Source organism: Pseudoalteromonas sp. SWYJ118, assembly GCF_015864505.1.
GTDB classification, from domain to species: domain Bacteria; phylum Pseudomonadota; class Gammaproteobacteria; order Enterobacterales; family Alteromonadaceae; genus Pseudoalteromonas; species Pseudoalteromonas arctica.
Genome location: NZ_JADYXC010000034.1, coordinates 1 through 18,658 on the forward strand (window position 1 = coordinate 1; position 18,658 = coordinate 18,658).

Below are 18,658 nucleotides of genomic sequence, written 5' to 3' on the forward strand. Positions count from 1 at the left end.
ATGTTCGTTAATCATAATGTGCCCTCAAATAAGATTTGAAGATCTGATCATGACATTGAGATTTAGTTCAAAAAAATCCCCGCTAATTTCTTAGCAGGGATTTGTGTATAAGAGACAGCTTAATTAGCGCTATTTTTTTATATTCAGTTTTCGTTATGTATTAAAAGCTATATTGAACGCTTGCCCCCACATAACGACTCCAGTCACGAGGGTAGAATGCTTCCCCAAAACCTTCAGAGTTTATACGTTGGCGAGTAGTGTACGACTTATCAAATAAGTTTTTAATGAATACACTAAACTGTAAGTTATCTTTGCTTACGCTTAAGTAACCATCCCAAATGCTTGACGATGGGTTAGCTGATTCGCCAAAGGCAAGTTCGTTAATTGATTGTGTATGGCTGCCATTATAACGCCAAACTGCACGTGTATTAGCATTCCAGCCTGTATCAGCAATTTGTGTATTATATGAAATAGTACTTAAAAATTGTTGCTCAGCATTATTAGGGAAAGATAAACCCGTTTGATCAAAGCTCTGACGGCCTGTTGAATCAGTTGTACAACGAGAAGCAAGTAAACCACCATCACCAGCAGGACAGTTTATAGGTGTATCAGCAAAGTCCTCGTAGCGAGCATCAAAATAAGCGTAGTTAAACGACCACTTTAATTTATCTGATATTTTAACCACTACATCGGCTTCAATACCGGTTGAACGTGCTTGTGCTGCGTTTACATAGCCTGCAAAAATAATGTTATTTTCTTCATCTATTACACGGCTGGCACGTACTTGATAATCGTCAACTCTCATATCAAAGTACGTAAAGTTAAACAGTAAATCGTTATCAAAATAAGCTGAACGCAGACCTACTTCAAAGTTTGAAGAGTTTTCAGGATCGGTAGGGAAGTTGTCTGCATCGGCAGGATCGGTATTTGTTGTTACAAAGTAAGATGCCCCTTTATAGCCGGTAGAATAATTCACATAACCGCGAATATCATCAGTAAAGTCATAACCTACAACCGCTTTGTATATAAATGCGGTGTCTGAGTTATCAAATTTAGTTGGCGCGTCTTGGCGTAAAATAAGCGATGGATCTGTTTGAGCAAGTTCTAATACTTCATTGAATGTTTCCATTCCAACACCTGTAGAAGGTGTTACCAAATCTGTACGTGCAAAGGTTGCATCACTTTTTTCGTGTAATAATCTAAAACCAAAAGTAGCATCTAATTGCTCAGTTATTTGGTATTCAAGTTGTCCAAAAATAGCGACGTTTTCAAAACCAGTTGTAAAATCACCACTATTTAGTAAGCGAGAAGGTGTTAGTAATGAGCGGTCGTCATCGCCAGTAGTTGCATAGTTAGCTAAAAAAGCATCGGTAGATTGCTTTGAATAACACCCTGTTAATTCGCCGCCTTCAATAAAGCCACGGTTACCTGCAATACAACCGTCACGTATTTCAGAGCGCTGACCGTCGGTATCATGGTAAAAAAGACCTAATACCCAATCAAATTTTTCATTATTAAATGACGAAATACGAAACTCTTGTTGAAGAACATCAACCGATTCGTTACCACCAAAAGCGGTTCGCTCTACAGGAAAATTAATAGTAAAAAATGCTGAACTGTTATATAAATCAAAATCTCTGTAGCTACCATTATAGCTAAGTGTAATTTCATCATTTAGGTAGTAATCAGCCGATATTGAAAAGCCAAAATTTTCTGTTCTACCAAAGTTACCTTCTGCATTACGTGATGTAACCGGGCCGCCGGCTTCTTCAAAAGTAGACTCAGGATTTACACGGTTATAGGTTGTGCCTTCAATAGTGCCATCGTCTTTTACATTAACGATTGGACGAGGGCCAAAATCTGGGTTTATTCCACCTAAACGAGTAAGAGAACAACAATTTGTGTCTGTCTCTGAATATTCTAAGCGAAATAGTACGTTTAGCTCTTCACCGTTGTCGTACAAAAGTTGGCCGCGACCAGCTTTCGTTGTTTTTGCGCCAATAGTGTAATCTTCTTCACCAGGCATGGTGTTTTTTATCCAACCATCAATATCACTGTATTGTGCGTTAAATCGAGCTGCCCAGTTTTCGTTAAGTGGTACATTTACGGTGCCGCTAAAATCAGTGCCATCAAACTCAGTAACTTGTGCTCTAACCGTGCCTGAAACTCGGTCATCTAGTTGCGGCTTTTTAGTTACATAATGCAATAGGCCTGTTGATGTGTTTTGGCCAAATAAAGTCCCTTGTGGGCCGCGCATTGCTTCTACACGCTGTACATCTGAAATAGGTAAGTTAAGCATTGATTGGCGAGGTAATACTTCACCATCTATAACGACTAGGTTTGAAGACTGTAAGCCAATTGAATTTGTAAAAGTGCCTATACCACGTGTTTTTAATGTTGTAGTTCGTATTTCACTGCTGTCATCAATGCCAAAACCAGGTAAGTAGGTGACTAGATCAAACCCATTATCTATACCAATTTCTTGAATTAAATCACCGCTTAGCACTTCGATTGAAGAGGGAACTTCTTTTAATGCTTGATCGCGTTTTTGTGCGCTCACTAAAATAACTTCAAAATCGTCTGAATTGCTTTTAGCTTGTTTTGCGGTTGTTTCTTCTTGTGCATATGCAGTGTGTGTGAAAGCTGATAAAGAACAACATGCAAGTAATATTGCTGTATGCAATTTACTGTGTTTAAGCATTTTAACCACTCCGTTTCTTCATAATTACTGTGTGTGCAGATAATGCAACGGCAGTATCTGTTATTTAGAATCAGGCTAATTAAACAGCGACTCTTAATTGCGATAAAGCTATAAGCAATCAAGAAGTGTAAATAATCGCGAATGATTCATTCTAACAATTTAAACATATGATGTTTGCAAGTGCAATGTGTTGATTACTTGTTTATTAAATGTTGCTTGTGATATTGAGGTTATAACCTTGTATTACCGTTTAAGTAACACAAGATTATTAAGTTAAGTGTTTGAATTTTAATCTCTAATCTAAATTACAAATTTAGAATGAAAAATAATTCAATTTTTAAAAATTATTTTAAACGAGCAAAAAAGTGGTAATCCTCAGCATTTTTAAGCTTTTGAGCAAAGCTCATTCCTAAATTTTTAAGCTGCGGCGCATTATTATAAGCACCAATTTTGAGTTTTAATTCACTCACGGCTTGCGCTGTTGAGCCAATGCTATCTAGTGCTAAAAAGTATAAATAAGCGTATTGCACGTTATTATTCTCAAGTGCCATTGCGTGTTTAAACGAGTCAACCGCAGCGGGTTTGTTACCGCTTCTAATAAGCGCCATACCGTTTGCATAGTGCAGCGACGCAGACGTAGGTGCGGCCTTTAAACCACTGTTTAACGTGCTTTGCATTTTCGCTGTTTGACCAAGGCGATAATAAATATCGGCTAAATTTACATAACTTGCATCAAAGTAAGGGTCAACGCTAATGCCTTTTTGTAACGACTTTATAGCACCGTTTATGTCTTGTTTATTAAGCGCGAGCATACTTTGATTGATGTTGCCTTCACCGCGCCATGTATTGACGGTATTGGCGTGTGCAAGCTCTATAATTGATTGATTAAGCCCGTTTAACTGCGCTGTTGTTTGGCTTAGGTTTTGCGCTGTAGCAACACGCACCGACTTTAATTTGTCGGTTAATAGTTGTTTGTAGCTTTTTAAGCGCTCTGCTTCGGGGAGTAAAAAGCCTACTTTAGCAATCGCTAAGCGAATAAGCGGGAGCGGCGAATTAACCCAACTTTTTACTGTGGCATCGTTTAGCTCAGCGCCCGAATTACCTAAATAGGCAATTGCACTGGCGCGGTCTATTTCATTTAACGAAAAGTCATTAATTAAGCTCATATGTGCATTTTGCGATATCGCTTTTAATGAGCGCAGTTCAAGCATACTGTGCTCGCTTGCACTCAAAGCCGGTGCTTTACCATGCCATTTTTCAAGCGTGCTTGCTGCCCATTCGTTGGTTTGACCGTCGTGGCATTGCACACACGCATTAGGTGTATCGTATTTTATTGATATGTCAGGGCGCGGAATTTTAAAGCTGTGGTCGCGCCTGTCATCAACGCCCATGTATCTGTTGGTTGGCATGTGGCAGCTAACACATTGTGCACCGGTTGATTGTTCTTTATGACGATGATGCTCGGGTTTGTTGTATTCGCTGGCACTGTGGCACTGTAAGCACAGCCCATTCGTTTTTGTTTTAACTTTCATGGTGTGTTTATCGTGGCAGTCAACACAGTTAACCCCGGCTTTGTACATTTTACTTTGTGCAAAAGAGCCAAACACATACACTTCTTCTTTAATTTGGCCATCGGCGTGATACAAATTCGGTTCTAAAAATGAAGGGCTAAATTGGTCTAAAAACGCTTGGCTATTGTCAAAACCATCCGTTAGTGGGCTACGCAATGAGTGGCACGCATAACAACCTTGCATAAAGCTGTTATCGCGCGGCTCACCTTGCCAAGTAGCAATTTTATTATCGCCAATTATTTTCCACTGCGACATATTGGTGGGGCTTGTTTGAGCCGGTTTAGTCACTTTTTTAGTTTTGTGTTCGTTAGTAATCTCACTGTGGCACGATTTACAGCCCACATTTATATTCGAAAAGTGCGTATCAAAGCGCTCCTTTTCACTATTGAAATTACGCTTTAAATTATCTGAATGGCAATCGGCGCACATGCCGTTCCAGTTTTGTAGAGGTTGCAGCCAATGGAGACGGTCGTTAGGTTTTACATCCTCGTTAGCGTAGTTAGCATACCAACGCTTTCCGCCTAGTGATTTAGCGCGACTATCCCATGCAAAAGGAAATACTTGGTATTTGCCTTTTTCAACTTCAATTAAATACTGCTGCAATGGGTCAAAGCCAAATACATAACTTACGGTGTACGTTTTTTTAGTGCCTTGCTCGGTCAAATCAATTAAAAAGGACTCTTTTTCTTTATAAAATACGGCTTTTTGAGAAAAGTGGGTCGCGGTTATATTATTAAAATCACCAAGCACGGTATCTTTATTGGCTAAAGCCATTGAGTTTGCATGGTCTGACTGTTTCCAATCATGGGTTTGTTGTTGATGACAAGACTGGCATTCCTCGTTTGCAATCGCTGAAAAACAGCTGCATAAAAAAAGAACAACAAAAAGGCTGTTTTTTATATTTATCATTTTAGAATCCACCTTTAATAGCACACCAATGCATACTTAAAACTAAATAACAGGCCGCAGCTAAGTACTCAATAAATGAGCTTTGCCTTTAAGCTGACGCTGTTATTAGGCTTAAGTAATAGTGAGAAATTGAAAAATTAATTTCAAAATATCATACATCATATGTTTGCAATATTGTTATGTTTTGTTTAGTGTAGCGATATTGTGATTTATAAACGCATTATTTACAACTCAACCATTAAATTAACTAGCCGTAATAGTCTAATATAACCAATATGTTAGCTATGGTGTAATTAATATTTTTTAGCTATGTGCTTAACTATTATATTAAATAGGAAACTGTGATGAATAAGCTACTTGTTCTTCTTTCTGTATGTTTAGGCTTTTGCGTTAGTGCTAATGCAATGGCAAAAGCACAAACAGAAAAACCTAATATTGTTTTAATTTTTGCTGATGACGCAGGTTTTGGTGATTTTGGCTTTCAAGGTAGTACGCAGCTTAAAACACCTAATTTAGATAAACTTGCCCAAAGCGGTGTTCGTTTTACTCAAGGTTACGTAAGTGATTCTACTTGTGGTCCTTCACGCGCAGGTTTAATGACGGGTAAGTACCAGCAACGTTTTGGTTACGAAGAAATTAACGTACCTGGTTTTATGAGCGATAACTCAGCACTTAAAGGTGCAGATATGGGCTTGCCATTAGATCAAAAAACAATGGGCGATTATCTTAAAGAGCAGGGTTATAAAACAGCGGTATTTGGTAAGTGGCATTTAGGTGACGCCGACAGGTTTCATCCTTTAAAACGTGGTTTTGATACCTTTTTAGGGTTTAGAGGTGGCGACAGAAGCTACTTTAACTATTCAGAACAAGAAATGAAAAATGGAAACAAACATTTTTTCGATAAAAAATTAGAGCGTGACTTTGGTAATTACGAAGAGCCAAAAGAGTACTTAACCGATGAGTTAGGTAAAGAAGCCGCTAAGTACATTGAACAAAACAAAGATGAACCCTTTTTTATCTATCTAGCTTTTAACGCAGTACATACTCCGCTTGAATCAGATCCTAAAGATTTAGCTAAGTTTCCAAACTTAACGGGCAAACGTAAAGAGCTTGCTGCAATGACCCTAGGGTTAGACAGAGCCAGTGGTTATGTACTTGATAAACTTAAAGAGCTAGGCTTAGATGATAATACTATTGTGGTTTTTTCAAACGACAACGGTGGCCCATCTGACAAAAACGCCTCAAATAATGCACCACTTGCAGGGACTAAATCAAACCAGTTAGAAGGGGGCATTCGTGTACCATTCTTAATTAGTTGGCCAAAACATATTAAACCAGGTTCGACTTACGACTACCCAGTAAGCACACTAGATCTACTGCCTACTTTTTACAGTGCCGCACAAGGTAAGGCGTTAGGTAATGATATTGATGGCGTTGATTTACTCCCTTATATTCAAGGTAAAAACACAGCACGCCCACATAAAGTGATGTACTGGAAAAAAGAAAACAGAGCTGTAATACGCGATAACGATTGGAAACTTATTCGTTACCCAGACCGCCCAGCAGAGCTATACGACCTAAGCACAGACATTAGTGAACAAACAGATTTAGCAGCAAAAAATCCTGAACGTGTTAAAACTATGTTTAAATCATTGTTTGAATGGGAATTAACGTTAGAGCGTCCGCGCTGGTTATTAAAAAGAAAATACGAAAAATACGATATAGACCGCATGGATAAATACCGTTTACCAGCAACTCAACCTTAATAACGCATAGGTAATAATAATGAAAATAGAATCTGTTGAAGCGCTTTTAGGCTGCGTAGGGAAACGTAATCAGCTATTAGTAAAAGTAGTAACCGAATGTGGCATAGTTGGCTGGGGCGAATCGGGCTTATCAAATCGAGAGCAAGCAGTTATTGGCGCGATACATCACTTTGCTGGATTTTTGAAAGGACAAGATCCACGTAAAATTGGCCGTATTTGGCAAGAGCTTTACCGCAGCCATTATTTTGAAGGGGGCCGTGTAATTACGGCTGCTATTTCAGCCATTGATATTGCTCTTTATGATATTTTAGGTAAGTCACTACAAGTGCCTGTTTATCAGTTATTAGGGGGCAAACAACGCGAGCACATAGCGTGCTTTGCGTGTTGTTATACAGAGGCCGATCCTGATAAATTTGACGATTTAGTTAAAGAAGCAAAAGCACTTATTGCGCTAGGTTGGACAACAATAAGAGTGATACCGAGTCGTTTTGACGACCCTGTGTTTTTTGAACCACAAGAATCTATAACGCGCACAGCTCGTTGTTTAAATGAGCTGCGTAAAGTACTTGGGCCTGATATTACACTCGGTATTGATTACCACCACAGATTAAGCGTGGCTGAGGCTGCTTCGTTTTGCCAACGTTTAAAGCCCGATACACTCGATTTTATTGAAGAACCGATTCGTCATGAATCTCCTGATGCGTATAAAACGCTGCGTACTTTAACGCATATTCCTTTTGCGATTGGTGAAGAGTTTAGTTCTAAATGGGCAGCTAAGCCTTATATAGAGCAGGGGCTTACTCAATATTTACGTGTAGATGTGTGTAACATTGGTGGCTTAACAGAAGCAATGAAAGTGGCTGGTTGGGCTGAGGCACATTATATCGATGTTATGCCACATAACCCGCTTGGCCCTGTGTGTACAGCGGCAACAAATCACTTTGCTGCAGCGCTGCCAAATTTAGGTTTAATGGAAACACACCAAGGTCCGTTTAGTGAGTTTGGCGCCCATGATCCACTTCTTTTTCCTAAGCAGCATGTATTAACAGGCAATAAGTTTACTATCCCTGAAGTACCTGGTTTAGGTGTTGAAGTGAACGAAGCCGCGTTTAGATTGGCAACCCCTGTAGAAACCGAAGCACCGCATTTATCAAAGCGTGATGGTTCACATACTAACTGGTAACTAGTTTAGAGAATTAAATGAATACACTTACAGCGACTGTTTTTGACAGCACACTAAATTTTGTAGGCGAGGGGCCTTTGTGGCACCCGATCACACAAACGCTTTATTGGGTTGATTTTCCAAACCATATTTTGCACAGCAAAAAAGGCGACCATAAAGTTGAGCAACGCTTAGATGATATGGTTACCGCTCTGGCTTGGGTAAACAATGAAACCTTATTACTAGCAAGTGATAAAGGCCTAAATACCTATAATACCAGCACGCATAAGCAAACTTTTTTGTGCAGCGTTGAAGCAGATAAACCTGACAACCGCAGTAACGATGGGCGTGCCGATCCGTGGGGTGGGTTTTGGATAAGCACAATGCACGGCGATGCTCACGAAAACGAAGGGGCAATATATCGTTTTCACAACGGCGTACTTACTCAAGTTGTTAGTGATTTAACCATACCCAATGGTATTTGTTTTGATAAGTCGCGTGCTAGAGCTTATTACGCAGATTCAAAAACGCAAAAAATTTACCGATTTGACGTCGACTCACTTACGGGTACGCCAATAGGAGAAAGTGTGTTGTTTTTTGACTATTCGAGCTCAGCTGTATCACCTGATGGCGCTGTAATTGATAGCGAAGGCAACATGTGGATTGCACTTTGGGATGGCGCACGTGTAGATTGCATATCGCTCGAAGCTAAGGTAATTCAAAGCTTAGCGACTCAAACACCTCGCCCTACATGCCCAGCGTTTGGCGACGATGGTACAACACTTTACGTAACGTCAGCACAATGTGGCCTAGAAGATACCCCATTTAATGCTATACCTCACGGCGCTACGCTTGCATTTAAAAATGCGGTAAAAGGTGTATTTGAGCCTTGCGTTAAAATAGACGGCTTTTAATTTTACGTATTCACTTTAAATATTAATTTTGTGTTTTTTCCTCTTACATTAATTAGATGTGAGAGGAAAACACATTGCACATATAAACATCATATGTTTATATTGTTTTTACTAATTCTATCAATGTTATTCTTTTATATGTTGTAGAGCACTCATTACCAACACAGTAAAAGTATAAAAATAAAACTAAGGGTAATACATTGAAAGACACACACACACAATCAACAAAAGCAATTAAGTACTCCCTCATTGCAGCATTTGGCGGATTTGTATTTGGCCTAGACGCGGCCAATATATCGGGGGCGTTACGCTATGTTAGTTCGCAGTTTGAGCTAACCAGTTTACAAACAGGTAATGTAGTGGGTTGCGCCATTGTTGGCGTAATCATCGCACTATTTTTTACAGGTACTTTATGCCAAAAATTTGGTCGTAAAAAGGTACTTATTGGCATTGCTTTAACATATTCACTCTCTACGGTTATTTCTGCTTTTGCGGTAAGTTACCCCATGCTGGTTGTTGGACGCTTTATAGGAGGGGTCGCATTTGCCTCTATAACTGTCTCAGCTATGTATATTGGTGAAATTGCACCCGCTAATAAACGCGGCCAATTTGTATCAGTTAATCAGTTGCTTATAACGTTAGGTAGTTTATTTGCGTTTGTTGTTAATTACTTTTTTGTTAAAAACATGGGCTCAATTGAATGGTTAAATGAAGCCAATATTTGGCGTTATATGCTTGGCTTTGAAATTGTGCCTAATATTATTTGGTTTTCGTTATTAATGACGATTCCTGAATCGCCGCGCTGGTTAATGAGCAAAAAACGTGATGAAGAAGCACGCGCTGTATTCAAAGGTATGGGGATCAATAACGCCGATACCGAAGTAGTACTTAATGATATTAAAGCAACCATTCAAGAAGATTCAAAAAACAGTGCACTAGAGCAACTTAAAGTATTGTTTAGTAAGCCTATGCGTTTTGTTGTGCTACTTGCTGTATGTTACGCGGTAGTGCAGGGCGCAACCGGCATGAACGCCGTATTGTTTTATGCACCTACCGTGTTTGAACAAATAGGTATGAGCGTCGAAAACTCTTTTTTACAAACAATAGTACTTGGTGCGGTATCTGTATTATTTACATTGGTCGCCATATTCTTTGTTGAAAAACTTGGCAGAAGAACATTAACTATTACCGGTTTACTGCTTATTGCTGTTGCGCATGTATCAATTTGGTATGGTTTTGAAAATGCCACGTACTCACTCAACAGTGAAGCAATAACCAAAGTTGCAGAGCAAAAAGTAGATATTACAAAGCTGCACGTTTTCGAAAATAAAATATACAGCACTGATGTTGCGCTAAAAGCAGATCTAGCCACTATTTACAGTAAAAAAGAGCTACCAGTTGTTACCGGTGCAATTATTAATGCTTCTATAAATATTAGTCCTGCGTATGTTTTATTTGGATTATTCGCATTTTTAGCCGCCTTTAATATGTCGATAGGGCCAATAATGTGGGTGATATTCTCGGAGATATTTTCAAGCCGAGTACGCAGTGTTGCGCTACCCTTTGCCGCCTTAGTACAGAGTATTTCTAGCTGGAGTATTCAGCAGTTTTTCCCTTGGCAATTAGAGAACATGGGCGCAGCAAATACGTTTTTATATTACGGAGGCGTCGCTATTGTAGGCTGCATTGTTATGGCATTCATACTTCCCGAAACTAAGGGCAAGTCTATTGAGGCCATTGAACGCGATTTGGTCCCTGGGCTCAATAAATAAGGAATATAACTATGTCATCACGATTATTAAACGAAGTTGCTATTGTCACTGGCGCAGCCGATGGAATTGGAAAAACAGTAGCACGCGTATTTTGTGAGCAAGGCGCTAAAGTGTGTGTTGCTGATATAAATAAAGAAATGGGTGAAAGTGTTGTAGCAGAGCTAAAAAGCAAAGGGTTTGATGCTATTTTTGCTCATACCGATATTAGCGACGAAACGGCTATAAAAAACATGGTTGAAAAAGTAGTTAATGAGCTCGGCAAGCCCAGTATTTTAGTTAATAACGCGGCTTTAATTAGCCCCGGGCGAAACGTAGATGACGTTACGCCACAAATGTGGCGTGATAGCTTTGCGGTTAATGTTGAAGGTATGTGGCAGTGTGCTGTAGCCGTACTTGAGCATATGAAAGAGTTAGGCCGTGGCAGTATTATAAATGTAGGTTCTGTACATTCTTATAAAATTGTACCGGGGTATTTTCCGTATGCGGTAACTAAACATGCGGTTATAGGGTTAACTAAAAACTTAGCCGTTGAATACGCAAAGCACAACATACGAGTAAACGCATTGTGCCCAGGCATGATAGAAACACCTATGGCGTTTAAGTCGTGGGAGCAAACAGACGATCCGCAAGCTTCACGCAAAGCAATGGGCGATGTACATCCTCTAAAACGAAATGGAACAACTGAAGAAATTGCTTACCCAGCCGTGTTTTTAGCCAGTTCAGATTCGAGTTTTATGACAGGGCAAAGCTTAATCATTGATGGTGGCCGTTCTGTAATTTATCACGATTAAAGTGCTTAACTTAACACACTGTAAGGCTCATGGTTTTGAGGCTATTTTGCTAAAAAATAGTGAGCTTGCTATTACAGTTATTCCTCAGTTGGGTGCAAAAGTCATCTCTATTGTAAGCTTAAAACACAATAGAGAGTGGCTTGCTCACGATAAACAAATCACTTTAAAACCTGCAAAAAACAATGATTTCTCTGAGCATGATAGCGGTGGTTGGGATGAATGTTTTCCGGGTATTTCTCCTCAGCTGTACGAACATATCCCCAATAAAACGCATTTTTCACATGATCATGGTGAATTGTGGTGCCAAGCATGGCAAATAACTAATACCCATATTAGCGATGAAGAAATAATACTTAGCTTACAAGCTGAGGTTTTTGACTCTACTTTTACATTTATAAGAACGTTTACCTTAAAAAGACACAGTAAGCGGCTGCTTGTTGATTACTACGTAAAAAATAACACAACTCACAATCTCCCTTTTGTTTGGTCAGCGCATCCTATTTTTGCCATAAAACCAGAGATGCGTATTTTAATAAATAACAAACATATGGAGTTTAAAGTTGATGAAGGGCTAAGTCATTTTTATAACGTTAATAGTGCCTTTATTAACTGGAGTGAGTGCTCAACTAAAGTCCCGCCGCTAAATAAAGTTATGCCATATAACAGTGGTTTTGCAAGTAAGGTTTTTAGCAAACACTTAAATACGGACACTCATAAAGATCAAAATATAATTGTAAAACTGGTTGATGATAAAGCTCAGCAAAGCTGCGGGTTTGAATTTTCATCAACAAACATAAGTCACTTAGGGCTTTGGTTTAATTACAATGGTTGGTCTGCCAATGAGCAGCTACCCCCTTTTGTACTTGGGATAGAACCTTGTATAGGCAATAGCGATTCTTTACACAAAGCCATGGCGAGTGAAGAGGAAGGCTTAATTAAAAGCAATGCTCATAAATCTTGGCATATGAGTTTTTTTGTTAACTAAATGTATTTTGTGTTTGCTCAATCAAACATCATATGTTTAAATAGTTGTTATGTATTAAGGCCTGTGTGTCTTACTTTAGTCATTTAGCCCTTAGGGTGTTGTAGATAATAATGGAGCGACAGAATGCTTTCTAAACAACTGTATATTGGTGGAAAATTAATAACGAGTGACGCAACGACCGAAATTATCAATCCTGCAACACTCGAAGTTGTAGGCGAAATTTCGGCTGCAGGTATTAATGAAGCAAACATGGCCTTAGAGTCTGCGCAAGAAGCATTTTCAAGTTGGTCAACAACGCCTGCAACAGAGCGTGCTCAATGGATGCTTAAACTGCGTGATGCAGTAATTGCAAACGAGCAACACTTACGTGAATGCGTGCATTTAGAAATGGCTAAACCATGGCAGTCAACCGCTGACGACTTTCAAATGTTAGTTGATAGCCTTAATTTTTACGCTGATGCCATTGTTAATATCGCCGATGAAGAATTAAAAGATAATGAAGGTACGCACAGCCACGTTCTTTCGCGTGAGCCTGTTGGTGTAGCGGCTGCATTTTTAGCATGGAATTTTCCATTATTAAATTTGGCTTATAAATTAGGCCCAGCAATGGCTGCGGGTTGTCCGCTTGTAGTAAAACCGTCAAGTAAAACGCCTTTGTCTGCTTATGCTGTAGGCGAATTATGTGAACAAATCGGCTTGCCAGCAGGTGTGGTTAACATACTTTCGGGCACAGATAGCACCGTAGGCGATGCCATTTCAGCGTCAACTATTCCCTCTGTACTTACTTTAATTGGTTCTACTAATGTGGGTAAGCATGTAATTGCAACAGGTGCTACGTCAATCAAGCGTTATTCAATGGAACTTGGTGGTAATGCACCTGCCATTGTATGTAGCGATGCGAATTTAGATAACGCAGCCGATGTAATTTGTGGTGTTAAGTTTGCCAACGCAGGGCAAATTTGTGTTACCCCAAATCGTGTATTTGTACACGAAAGCGTTGCTGATGAATTTATTGAAAAAGTACTTACTCGTGCAAAAGCAGTAAAAGTTGGTTTTGATAAAAACGAGGCTATTGATATGGGCCCTGTTATGGATGCTAACTCATGGCAACGGATTGATGAGCTAGTTAAAGATGCACAGCAAAAAGGCGCTAAATTACAATTAGGTGGTAAAAAACCTACAGGCGTTAATGGATATTTTTACGAACCAACCGTACTTACAAATGTAGATTCGAGCATGAATCTATACAAAGACGAAATATTTGGCCCTGTTATTAGTATTATTACGTTTAGTGATAACGAACAGGTACTTAGCGATGCAAATGATACTGACGCTGGTTTAAGTTCATTTATTTTTAGTAGTAACGAAGACACTATTTCTTACTTTGCAAAACATTTACGCTTTGGCGAAGTACAGGTTAACGGCATTAAATACAGCATTAATTTACCTCATTTTGGTATTAAGCAATCGGGCGTGGGTGTTGATTGTTCGTTGTTAGCTTTAGATGACTACCTTGCATATAAACGTGTTTCTCGCGCGTTAAAGGTTTAAGGAACAGACTATGAAAATCACACAAATTATTAGCCACGTTTTACAGTACGACCTAGAAGAAGAACTTGGTTATTCGCAGCAGTATTACGCTAAACGTACCGCACATTTAGTTGAAGTTCGTACCGATATAGGTATTACAGGTTGGGGCGAATGTTTTGGCGGTGGCGGCGTTGCGTTTGCCAATAAAACAATTGTTGAGCATGTAATTCAGCCTATGATTTTGGGCATGGATCCACTCGACAGAGAAGTGATTTGGCATAAAGTTTATAACTTATTGCGAGATCATGGCCAAAAAGGCATGCCTATTCAGTCTTTATCTGGTGTAGATATTGCTCTGTGGGACATTGCAGGTAAGTTTTTAGATCAACCCGTTTATAAGTTACTAGGGGGTGCTTTTAGAGACCGCATTCCGGCTTATGGTTACGGCATGATGCTACAAAAGTTTCCAAACCTGGAAGAGCGCTTTACCGAAGAAAGCCAACGCATTAAAGAAATGGGCTTTACGGCCATGAAAATGAAAATAGGCCTTTCGCCAGACCGCGATATAAAGCTTGTTGAAGCTGTGCGTAAAGGTATTGGCCGCGATATGCGCCTAATGGTTGACGCTAACCATGCATATACAGCGCGCGAAGCTATTCCGCTAGGTCGAGAGCTGCAAAATTTAGGCGTGTACTGGTTTGAAGAACCGGTTGCACCAGAGGATCATCAAGGCTATCGCGATTTATGTGAAGCACTTGATATGAGCATTGCCGGTGGCGAAGCCGAATTTACCCGCTGGGGCTTTAGAGACTTAATTAAAAACCGCTGCGTTGATTTACTCCAGCCAGAAGTGTGTGCGCTCGGTGGTATTACCGAATATCAAAAAGTATTAGCCATGGCACACGCGCATTTTGTACCTGTTATAAACCATGTGTGGGGTTCGGCTATTGCGGTAGGTACTAATCTACATTTATTAGCTGCGTTACCTGATTTACCAGGTGCTGCACACCCAGTACAACCTATGCTTGAGTACGATACAACGCCAAACTTATTTAGAGAGCAGCTATTGCAAGAGTCTCTAAATATTAACGAGCAAGTTAAAAATAACAACGGAACAGTTGCGCTACCACAAGGTCCAGGCCTTGGTATTGAGCCCGACCTTGATTTTATTAAACATTATGAAGTATCAATTTAATAAATAAGGGCAAGGCTTATGAGCGATAACAAAAGCAACTTACCAGCATTAATTGTGGTTGATTGGGGAAGCTCTAACTTTAGAGCTTTCTTAGTCGATGGCAAAGGCAGCATTTTAGATACTGTTAATGGTGAGCAGGGCGTACTTTGTATTAAAAATGACTGTTTAGAAACCGTATTACTTAGTTATATATCAGGCTGGTTATCAAAGCATAAAATGCCGATTATTATGGCGGGTATGGTAGGCGGTGCTATAGGTTGGCAAGATACAGGCTATGTAAATGCGCCAGCTAATCTCGACAGTATGAGTGTAAAGCTTTGTAAAGCAAATAATAAAGCCGGCTTACAAATTAGTATTGTGCCGGGTGTTAAATACGTTATGGAAAATAATGTATGCGATGTAATGCGCGGTGAAGAAGTACAAGTATTTGGCGCTGTATTAGATGTAGAGCAAACAGCGGGTGAGCTAAGTAATCAAACCTTAAGTGAGACTATGTTTTGCCTACCCGGTACTCACTCTAAGTGGGTTCAAGTTGCAAAAGATACTGACCAAAAAACGGTTATTACAAGTCTTAGTACGTTTATGACCGGCGAAATGTTTGATTTATTGACTAAACAAAGCATTTTAGGTGAAGGGCTAGAGTCACTAGATAAAACACCAACAGATATGCCAAGCTTTTTAAAAGGCGTTGGTGTTAGTCAAGTTCAGAGCAGTTTATTAAGTGCATTATTTAGTGCGCGTACTTTAAAGCTAGATAAACAATTAACGCTGCAAAACGTACCTAGTTACTTATCTGGTTTACTTATTGGCGCTGAGCTTGCGGGTATTAAAAGTAAGCTAAACGACATTAAGCATGTTTATTTAATTGGTAACTCAAGTTTAAACACTCTCTATTGTGAAGCATTAAAAGAACTCGGCTTCACTTCTTCTATTTTAAGCAGTGCTACTGCATCTACTAAAGGCATGTTTACACTAGCTGTACAGGCCGGTCTTTTAACTAAAAAGGAAACTCAATTATGTCATTAATTACGTTAACTCATGCTATGAAGCAACTACCACTGATTGCTATTTTACGCGGTATTACACCAAATGAAGTGCTTGATTATGCAAAAGTACTTATTGATATTGGTTACCGCGTTATTGAGGTGCCACTTAATTCTCCTGAAGCATTAAAAAGTATTAAGTTATTAAGTGATAAATACGCAGATATAGCCATTATTGGCGCGGGCACGGTTGTTACTAAAGACGAAGTTGATCAGGTGATTGAAGCGGGTGGGCGTATTATTATATCGCCGCATAGCGATGTAGAGGTGATCCGTTATAGTAAATTAAAAGGATTGTACAGCGTACCAGGGTTTTATACACCCACTGAAGGTTTTGCTGCACTGCATGCTGGTGCCGACGCGCTTAAGTTATTTCCAGCAGATACAGCTGGCCCAAAAGGCTTAAAAGCAATTACAACGGTGCTTTCTAGTATTGATATTTACCCTGTGGGCGGTGTATCGCCTCAAAATCAGGACGAATTTGTTAATGCAGGGGCAACTGGTTTTGGTTTAGGAAGCGGCTTGTATAAAGCCGGAATGGGTTTAGAAGAATTTACGACTAATGCTAAAAATTATGCTGAATATTATCTTTAATTAATTTTTAATAAAATTGCGATAAAACGTTGTTGTGCTTGCATCGCTACTCATCATTCCTCTCACAATAAATGATGAGTTAGCGGTGCTATTTAAAATAAATTAAATATCCATTAACTTAGCTAAATTTGATTTAGCATCAGCTAAAAGCTTTTCTGTAAGGGCTTGTGCTTTTTCGCTATTACCGGTGGCAATAGCATCAAATACTTCTCGGTGAAACGGAATAGAAGCATGATTACTTAGTGCACTTTGGTTTGTTACTTTAATACTCACAAGCAACGCTGAAAAAATAACGCATTCCATCGAAATAAATAGCTCATTATGAGAAGCGCGTAAAATAGCGCCATGAAAATGCGCATCAGCAATAACAAACTTATCTAAATCGCTTACCGAGCTTTGCATTTCATTTAATGCATCTTCAATGGCTTTAATATCTTCAGGCTCTGCGCGAAGCGCTGCAACACTGGCTGCTTTGGGCTCAAATGCTAAACGAAATTCCATTAATTGAGTTAAAAACTCAGGATTAAGTGGTGCGCTTAAATGCCACGCAAGAACATCATCGTCAAGCAACGCCCAGTTATCACGGGTTTTTACGCGAGTGCCAATGCCTCTGCGTACATCTAAAAGCCCTTTACCAACAAGAATTTTTACTGCATCACGAACAACAACTCGACTTACTTGAAAACGTTCAGCTAAACGGTTTTCATCATCAATCAGTGTGCCAGGAGTATATGTGCCAGCAACAATTCTACGGCCTAATTCTTTAGCTACCTGTACCGGTAAGCTAGGTGACATGGCGCTGCTGCGTCTTAGATCGTAGTATGTTAATTCGCTCATAGTATCTTAGTGTCCGTATTATTTATTTATACGTACTATTTATATGAATTTGCGACAATAAACAATGGCTATTTGTTATTTACTGTCGCAGAAAGACGAAAGCTGGCATCTTTTAGGAGTTTTTCGGTGAGAAATTCGGCTTTATCGCCATCTTTTGCAGCAATGGCTTCGTACACTTCACGATGAAACGGAATAGATGCACCGTTATCGCGCGGGTCTTTATTTGTTACTTTAATACTAACTAAAAGTGCAGAATAAATAACGCCTTCCATAGAAGCTAAAAAGCTATTTTGCGCTGCTTTTATAATGGCCTTATGAAATAAAGAATCAGCAATAATAAAATCTTCTACGCTGTTATCTGTTTTAGCCATGCGCTCGCATGCGGCTGCAATTTCAATTAAATCCTCAGGGCGCGCACGTTCAGCTGCCCAACGTGCTGCTTTTGGCTCAAAGGCTAGGCGCACGTCCATTAATTGCTCTAAAAATTTACGATTAGGTGGTGCTGATAAATGCCATGCTAATACGTCATCGTCTAGCATATTCCATCTATCACGAGGTAGTACACGCGTACCAATACCTCTGCGTACATCAAGTAGGCCTTTGCTTACTAAGATTTTTACCGCGTCGCGTACTACTACGCGGCTTACTTGGTAGCGTTTAGCTAGTGCATCTTCATCATCAATTAAACTGCCGGCTTCAAATGATCCAGACACAATGCGTCTGCCAATTTCTTTAGCCACTTGAACAGAAAGGCTTGCTGCCATTCCTGATGTTTGTTTTAGGTCGTAATATATAAGTTCGCTCATATCTTTAATATAAACATATTATGTTTGACTGGTCAATGTAATGTGCACAAAATAGGGGGAGTGGTAACTAATTTTAATCGTT

14 protein-coding genes are annotated in these 18,658 nt (G+C 39.5%); 10 read left to right on the forward strand and 4 right to left on the reverse strand.

Annotation, left to right across the window (positions count from 1 at the left end; genetic code table 11):
* Positions 1-160: 160 nt before the first annotated feature.
* Both I6F48_RS19820 and I6F48_RS19825 read right to left on the reverse strand, forming a co-directional pair.
* Complete coding sequence (locus I6F48_RS19820) at positions 161-2,701, reverse strand: TonB-dependent receptor (RefSeq protein ID WP_197120143.1); 2,541 nt, start codon at positions 2,699-2,701, stop codon at positions 161-163.
* 344 nt (positions 2,702-3,045) lie between these two features.
* Positions 3,046-5,181: a multiheme c-type cytochrome gene (locus I6F48_RS19825; RefSeq protein ID WP_197120144.1), complete on the reverse strand. Its 2,136-nt coding sequence runs from the start codon at positions 5,179-5,181 to the stop codon at positions 3,046-3,048.
* Between the two features lie 344 nt (positions 5,182-5,525).
* Between I6F48_RS19825 and I6F48_RS19830 the strand changes: the two genes are divergently transcribed.
* From I6F48_RS19830 to I6F48_RS19875, 10 genes are all read left to right on the forward strand, one after another.
* Positions 5,526-6,947 carry a sulfatase gene (locus tag I6F48_RS19830; protein WP_024594144.1) on the forward strand — a complete coding sequence of 474 codons (1,422 nt, stop codon included), beginning with the start codon at positions 5,526-5,528 and terminating at the stop codon, positions 6,945-6,947.
* A gap of 19 nt (positions 6,948-6,966) precedes the next feature.
* Complete coding sequence (locus I6F48_RS19835) at positions 6,967-8,130, forward strand: mandelate racemase/muconate lactonizing enzyme family protein (RefSeq protein WP_055255562.1); 1,164 nt, start codon at positions 6,967-6,969, stop codon at positions 8,128-8,130.
* A 17-nt stretch (positions 8,131-8,147) separates the two neighbouring features.
* Positions 8,148-9,023, forward strand: coding sequence for an SMP-30/gluconolactonase/LRE family protein (locus tag I6F48_RS19840; RefSeq protein WP_197120145.1), 876 nt, complete (start codon positions 8,148-8,150; stop codon positions 9,021-9,023).
* A gap of 200 nt (positions 9,024-9,223) precedes the next feature.
* Positions 9,224-10,795 carry a sugar porter family MFS transporter gene (locus I6F48_RS19845; protein WP_024594146.1) on the forward strand — a complete coding sequence of 524 codons (1,572 nt, stop codon included), beginning with the start codon at positions 9,224-9,226 and terminating at the stop codon, positions 10,793-10,795.
* Between the two features lie 11 nt (positions 10,796-10,806).
* Entirely contained in the window at positions 10,807-11,586 is a 780-nt protein-coding gene (locus I6F48_RS19850) for an SDR family NAD(P)-dependent oxidoreductase (protein WP_024594147.1), read from the forward strand.
* Position 11,587: 1 nt separating this feature from the next.
* Positions 11,588-12,571 (forward strand): hypothetical protein, encoded by a 984-nt coding sequence (locus I6F48_RS19855; RefSeq protein ID WP_197120146.1) that lies wholly within the window; start codon positions 11,588-11,590, stop codon positions 12,569-12,571.
* Positions 12,572-12,694: 123 nt separating this feature from the next.
* Entirely contained in the window at positions 12,695-14,122 is a 1,428-nt protein-coding gene (locus tag I6F48_RS19860) for an NAD-dependent succinate-semialdehyde dehydrogenase (protein ID WP_166109291.1), read from the forward strand.
* 10 nt (positions 14,123-14,132) lie between these two features.
* Positions 14,133-15,296 carry a mandelate racemase/muconate lactonizing enzyme family protein gene (locus I6F48_RS19865; protein WP_024594150.1) on the forward strand — a complete coding sequence of 388 codons (1,164 nt, stop codon included), beginning with the start codon at positions 14,133-14,135 and terminating at the stop codon, positions 15,294-15,296.
* Positions 15,297-15,314: 18 nt separating this feature from the next.
* Positions 15,315-16,322 carry a 2-dehydro-3-deoxygalactonokinase gene (locus tag I6F48_RS19870; protein ID WP_165739256.1) on the forward strand — a complete coding sequence of 336 codons (1,008 nt, stop codon included), beginning with the start codon at positions 15,315-15,317 and terminating at the stop codon, positions 16,320-16,322.
* A complete protein-coding gene (locus I6F48_RS19875; protein ID WP_165739258.1) occupies positions 16,313-16,933 on the forward strand; it encodes a 2-dehydro-3-deoxy-6-phosphogalactonate aldolase in 621 nt (206 codons plus the stop codon). The genes I6F48_RS19870 and I6F48_RS19875 overlap by 10 nt, the downstream gene beginning before the upstream one ends.
* A gap of 102 nt (positions 16,934-17,035) precedes the next feature.
* On the opposite strand, the gene I6F48_RS19880 is transcribed toward I6F48_RS19875, so the two are convergent.
* Together I6F48_RS19880 and I6F48_RS19885 are read right to left on the reverse strand one after the other, a co-directional pair.
* Positions 17,036-17,770, reverse strand: a complete 735-nt coding sequence (locus tag I6F48_RS19880; protein ID WP_166109292.1) for a FadR/GntR family transcriptional regulator — start codon at positions 17,768-17,770, stop codon at positions 17,036-17,038.
* Between the two features lie 68 nt (positions 17,771-17,838).
* Positions 17,839-18,576 carry a FadR/GntR family transcriptional regulator gene (locus I6F48_RS19885; RefSeq protein WP_024594154.1) on the reverse strand — a complete coding sequence of 246 codons (738 nt, stop codon included), beginning with the start codon at positions 18,574-18,576 and terminating at the stop codon, positions 17,839-17,841.
* Positions 18,577-18,658: the final 82 nt, after the last annotated feature.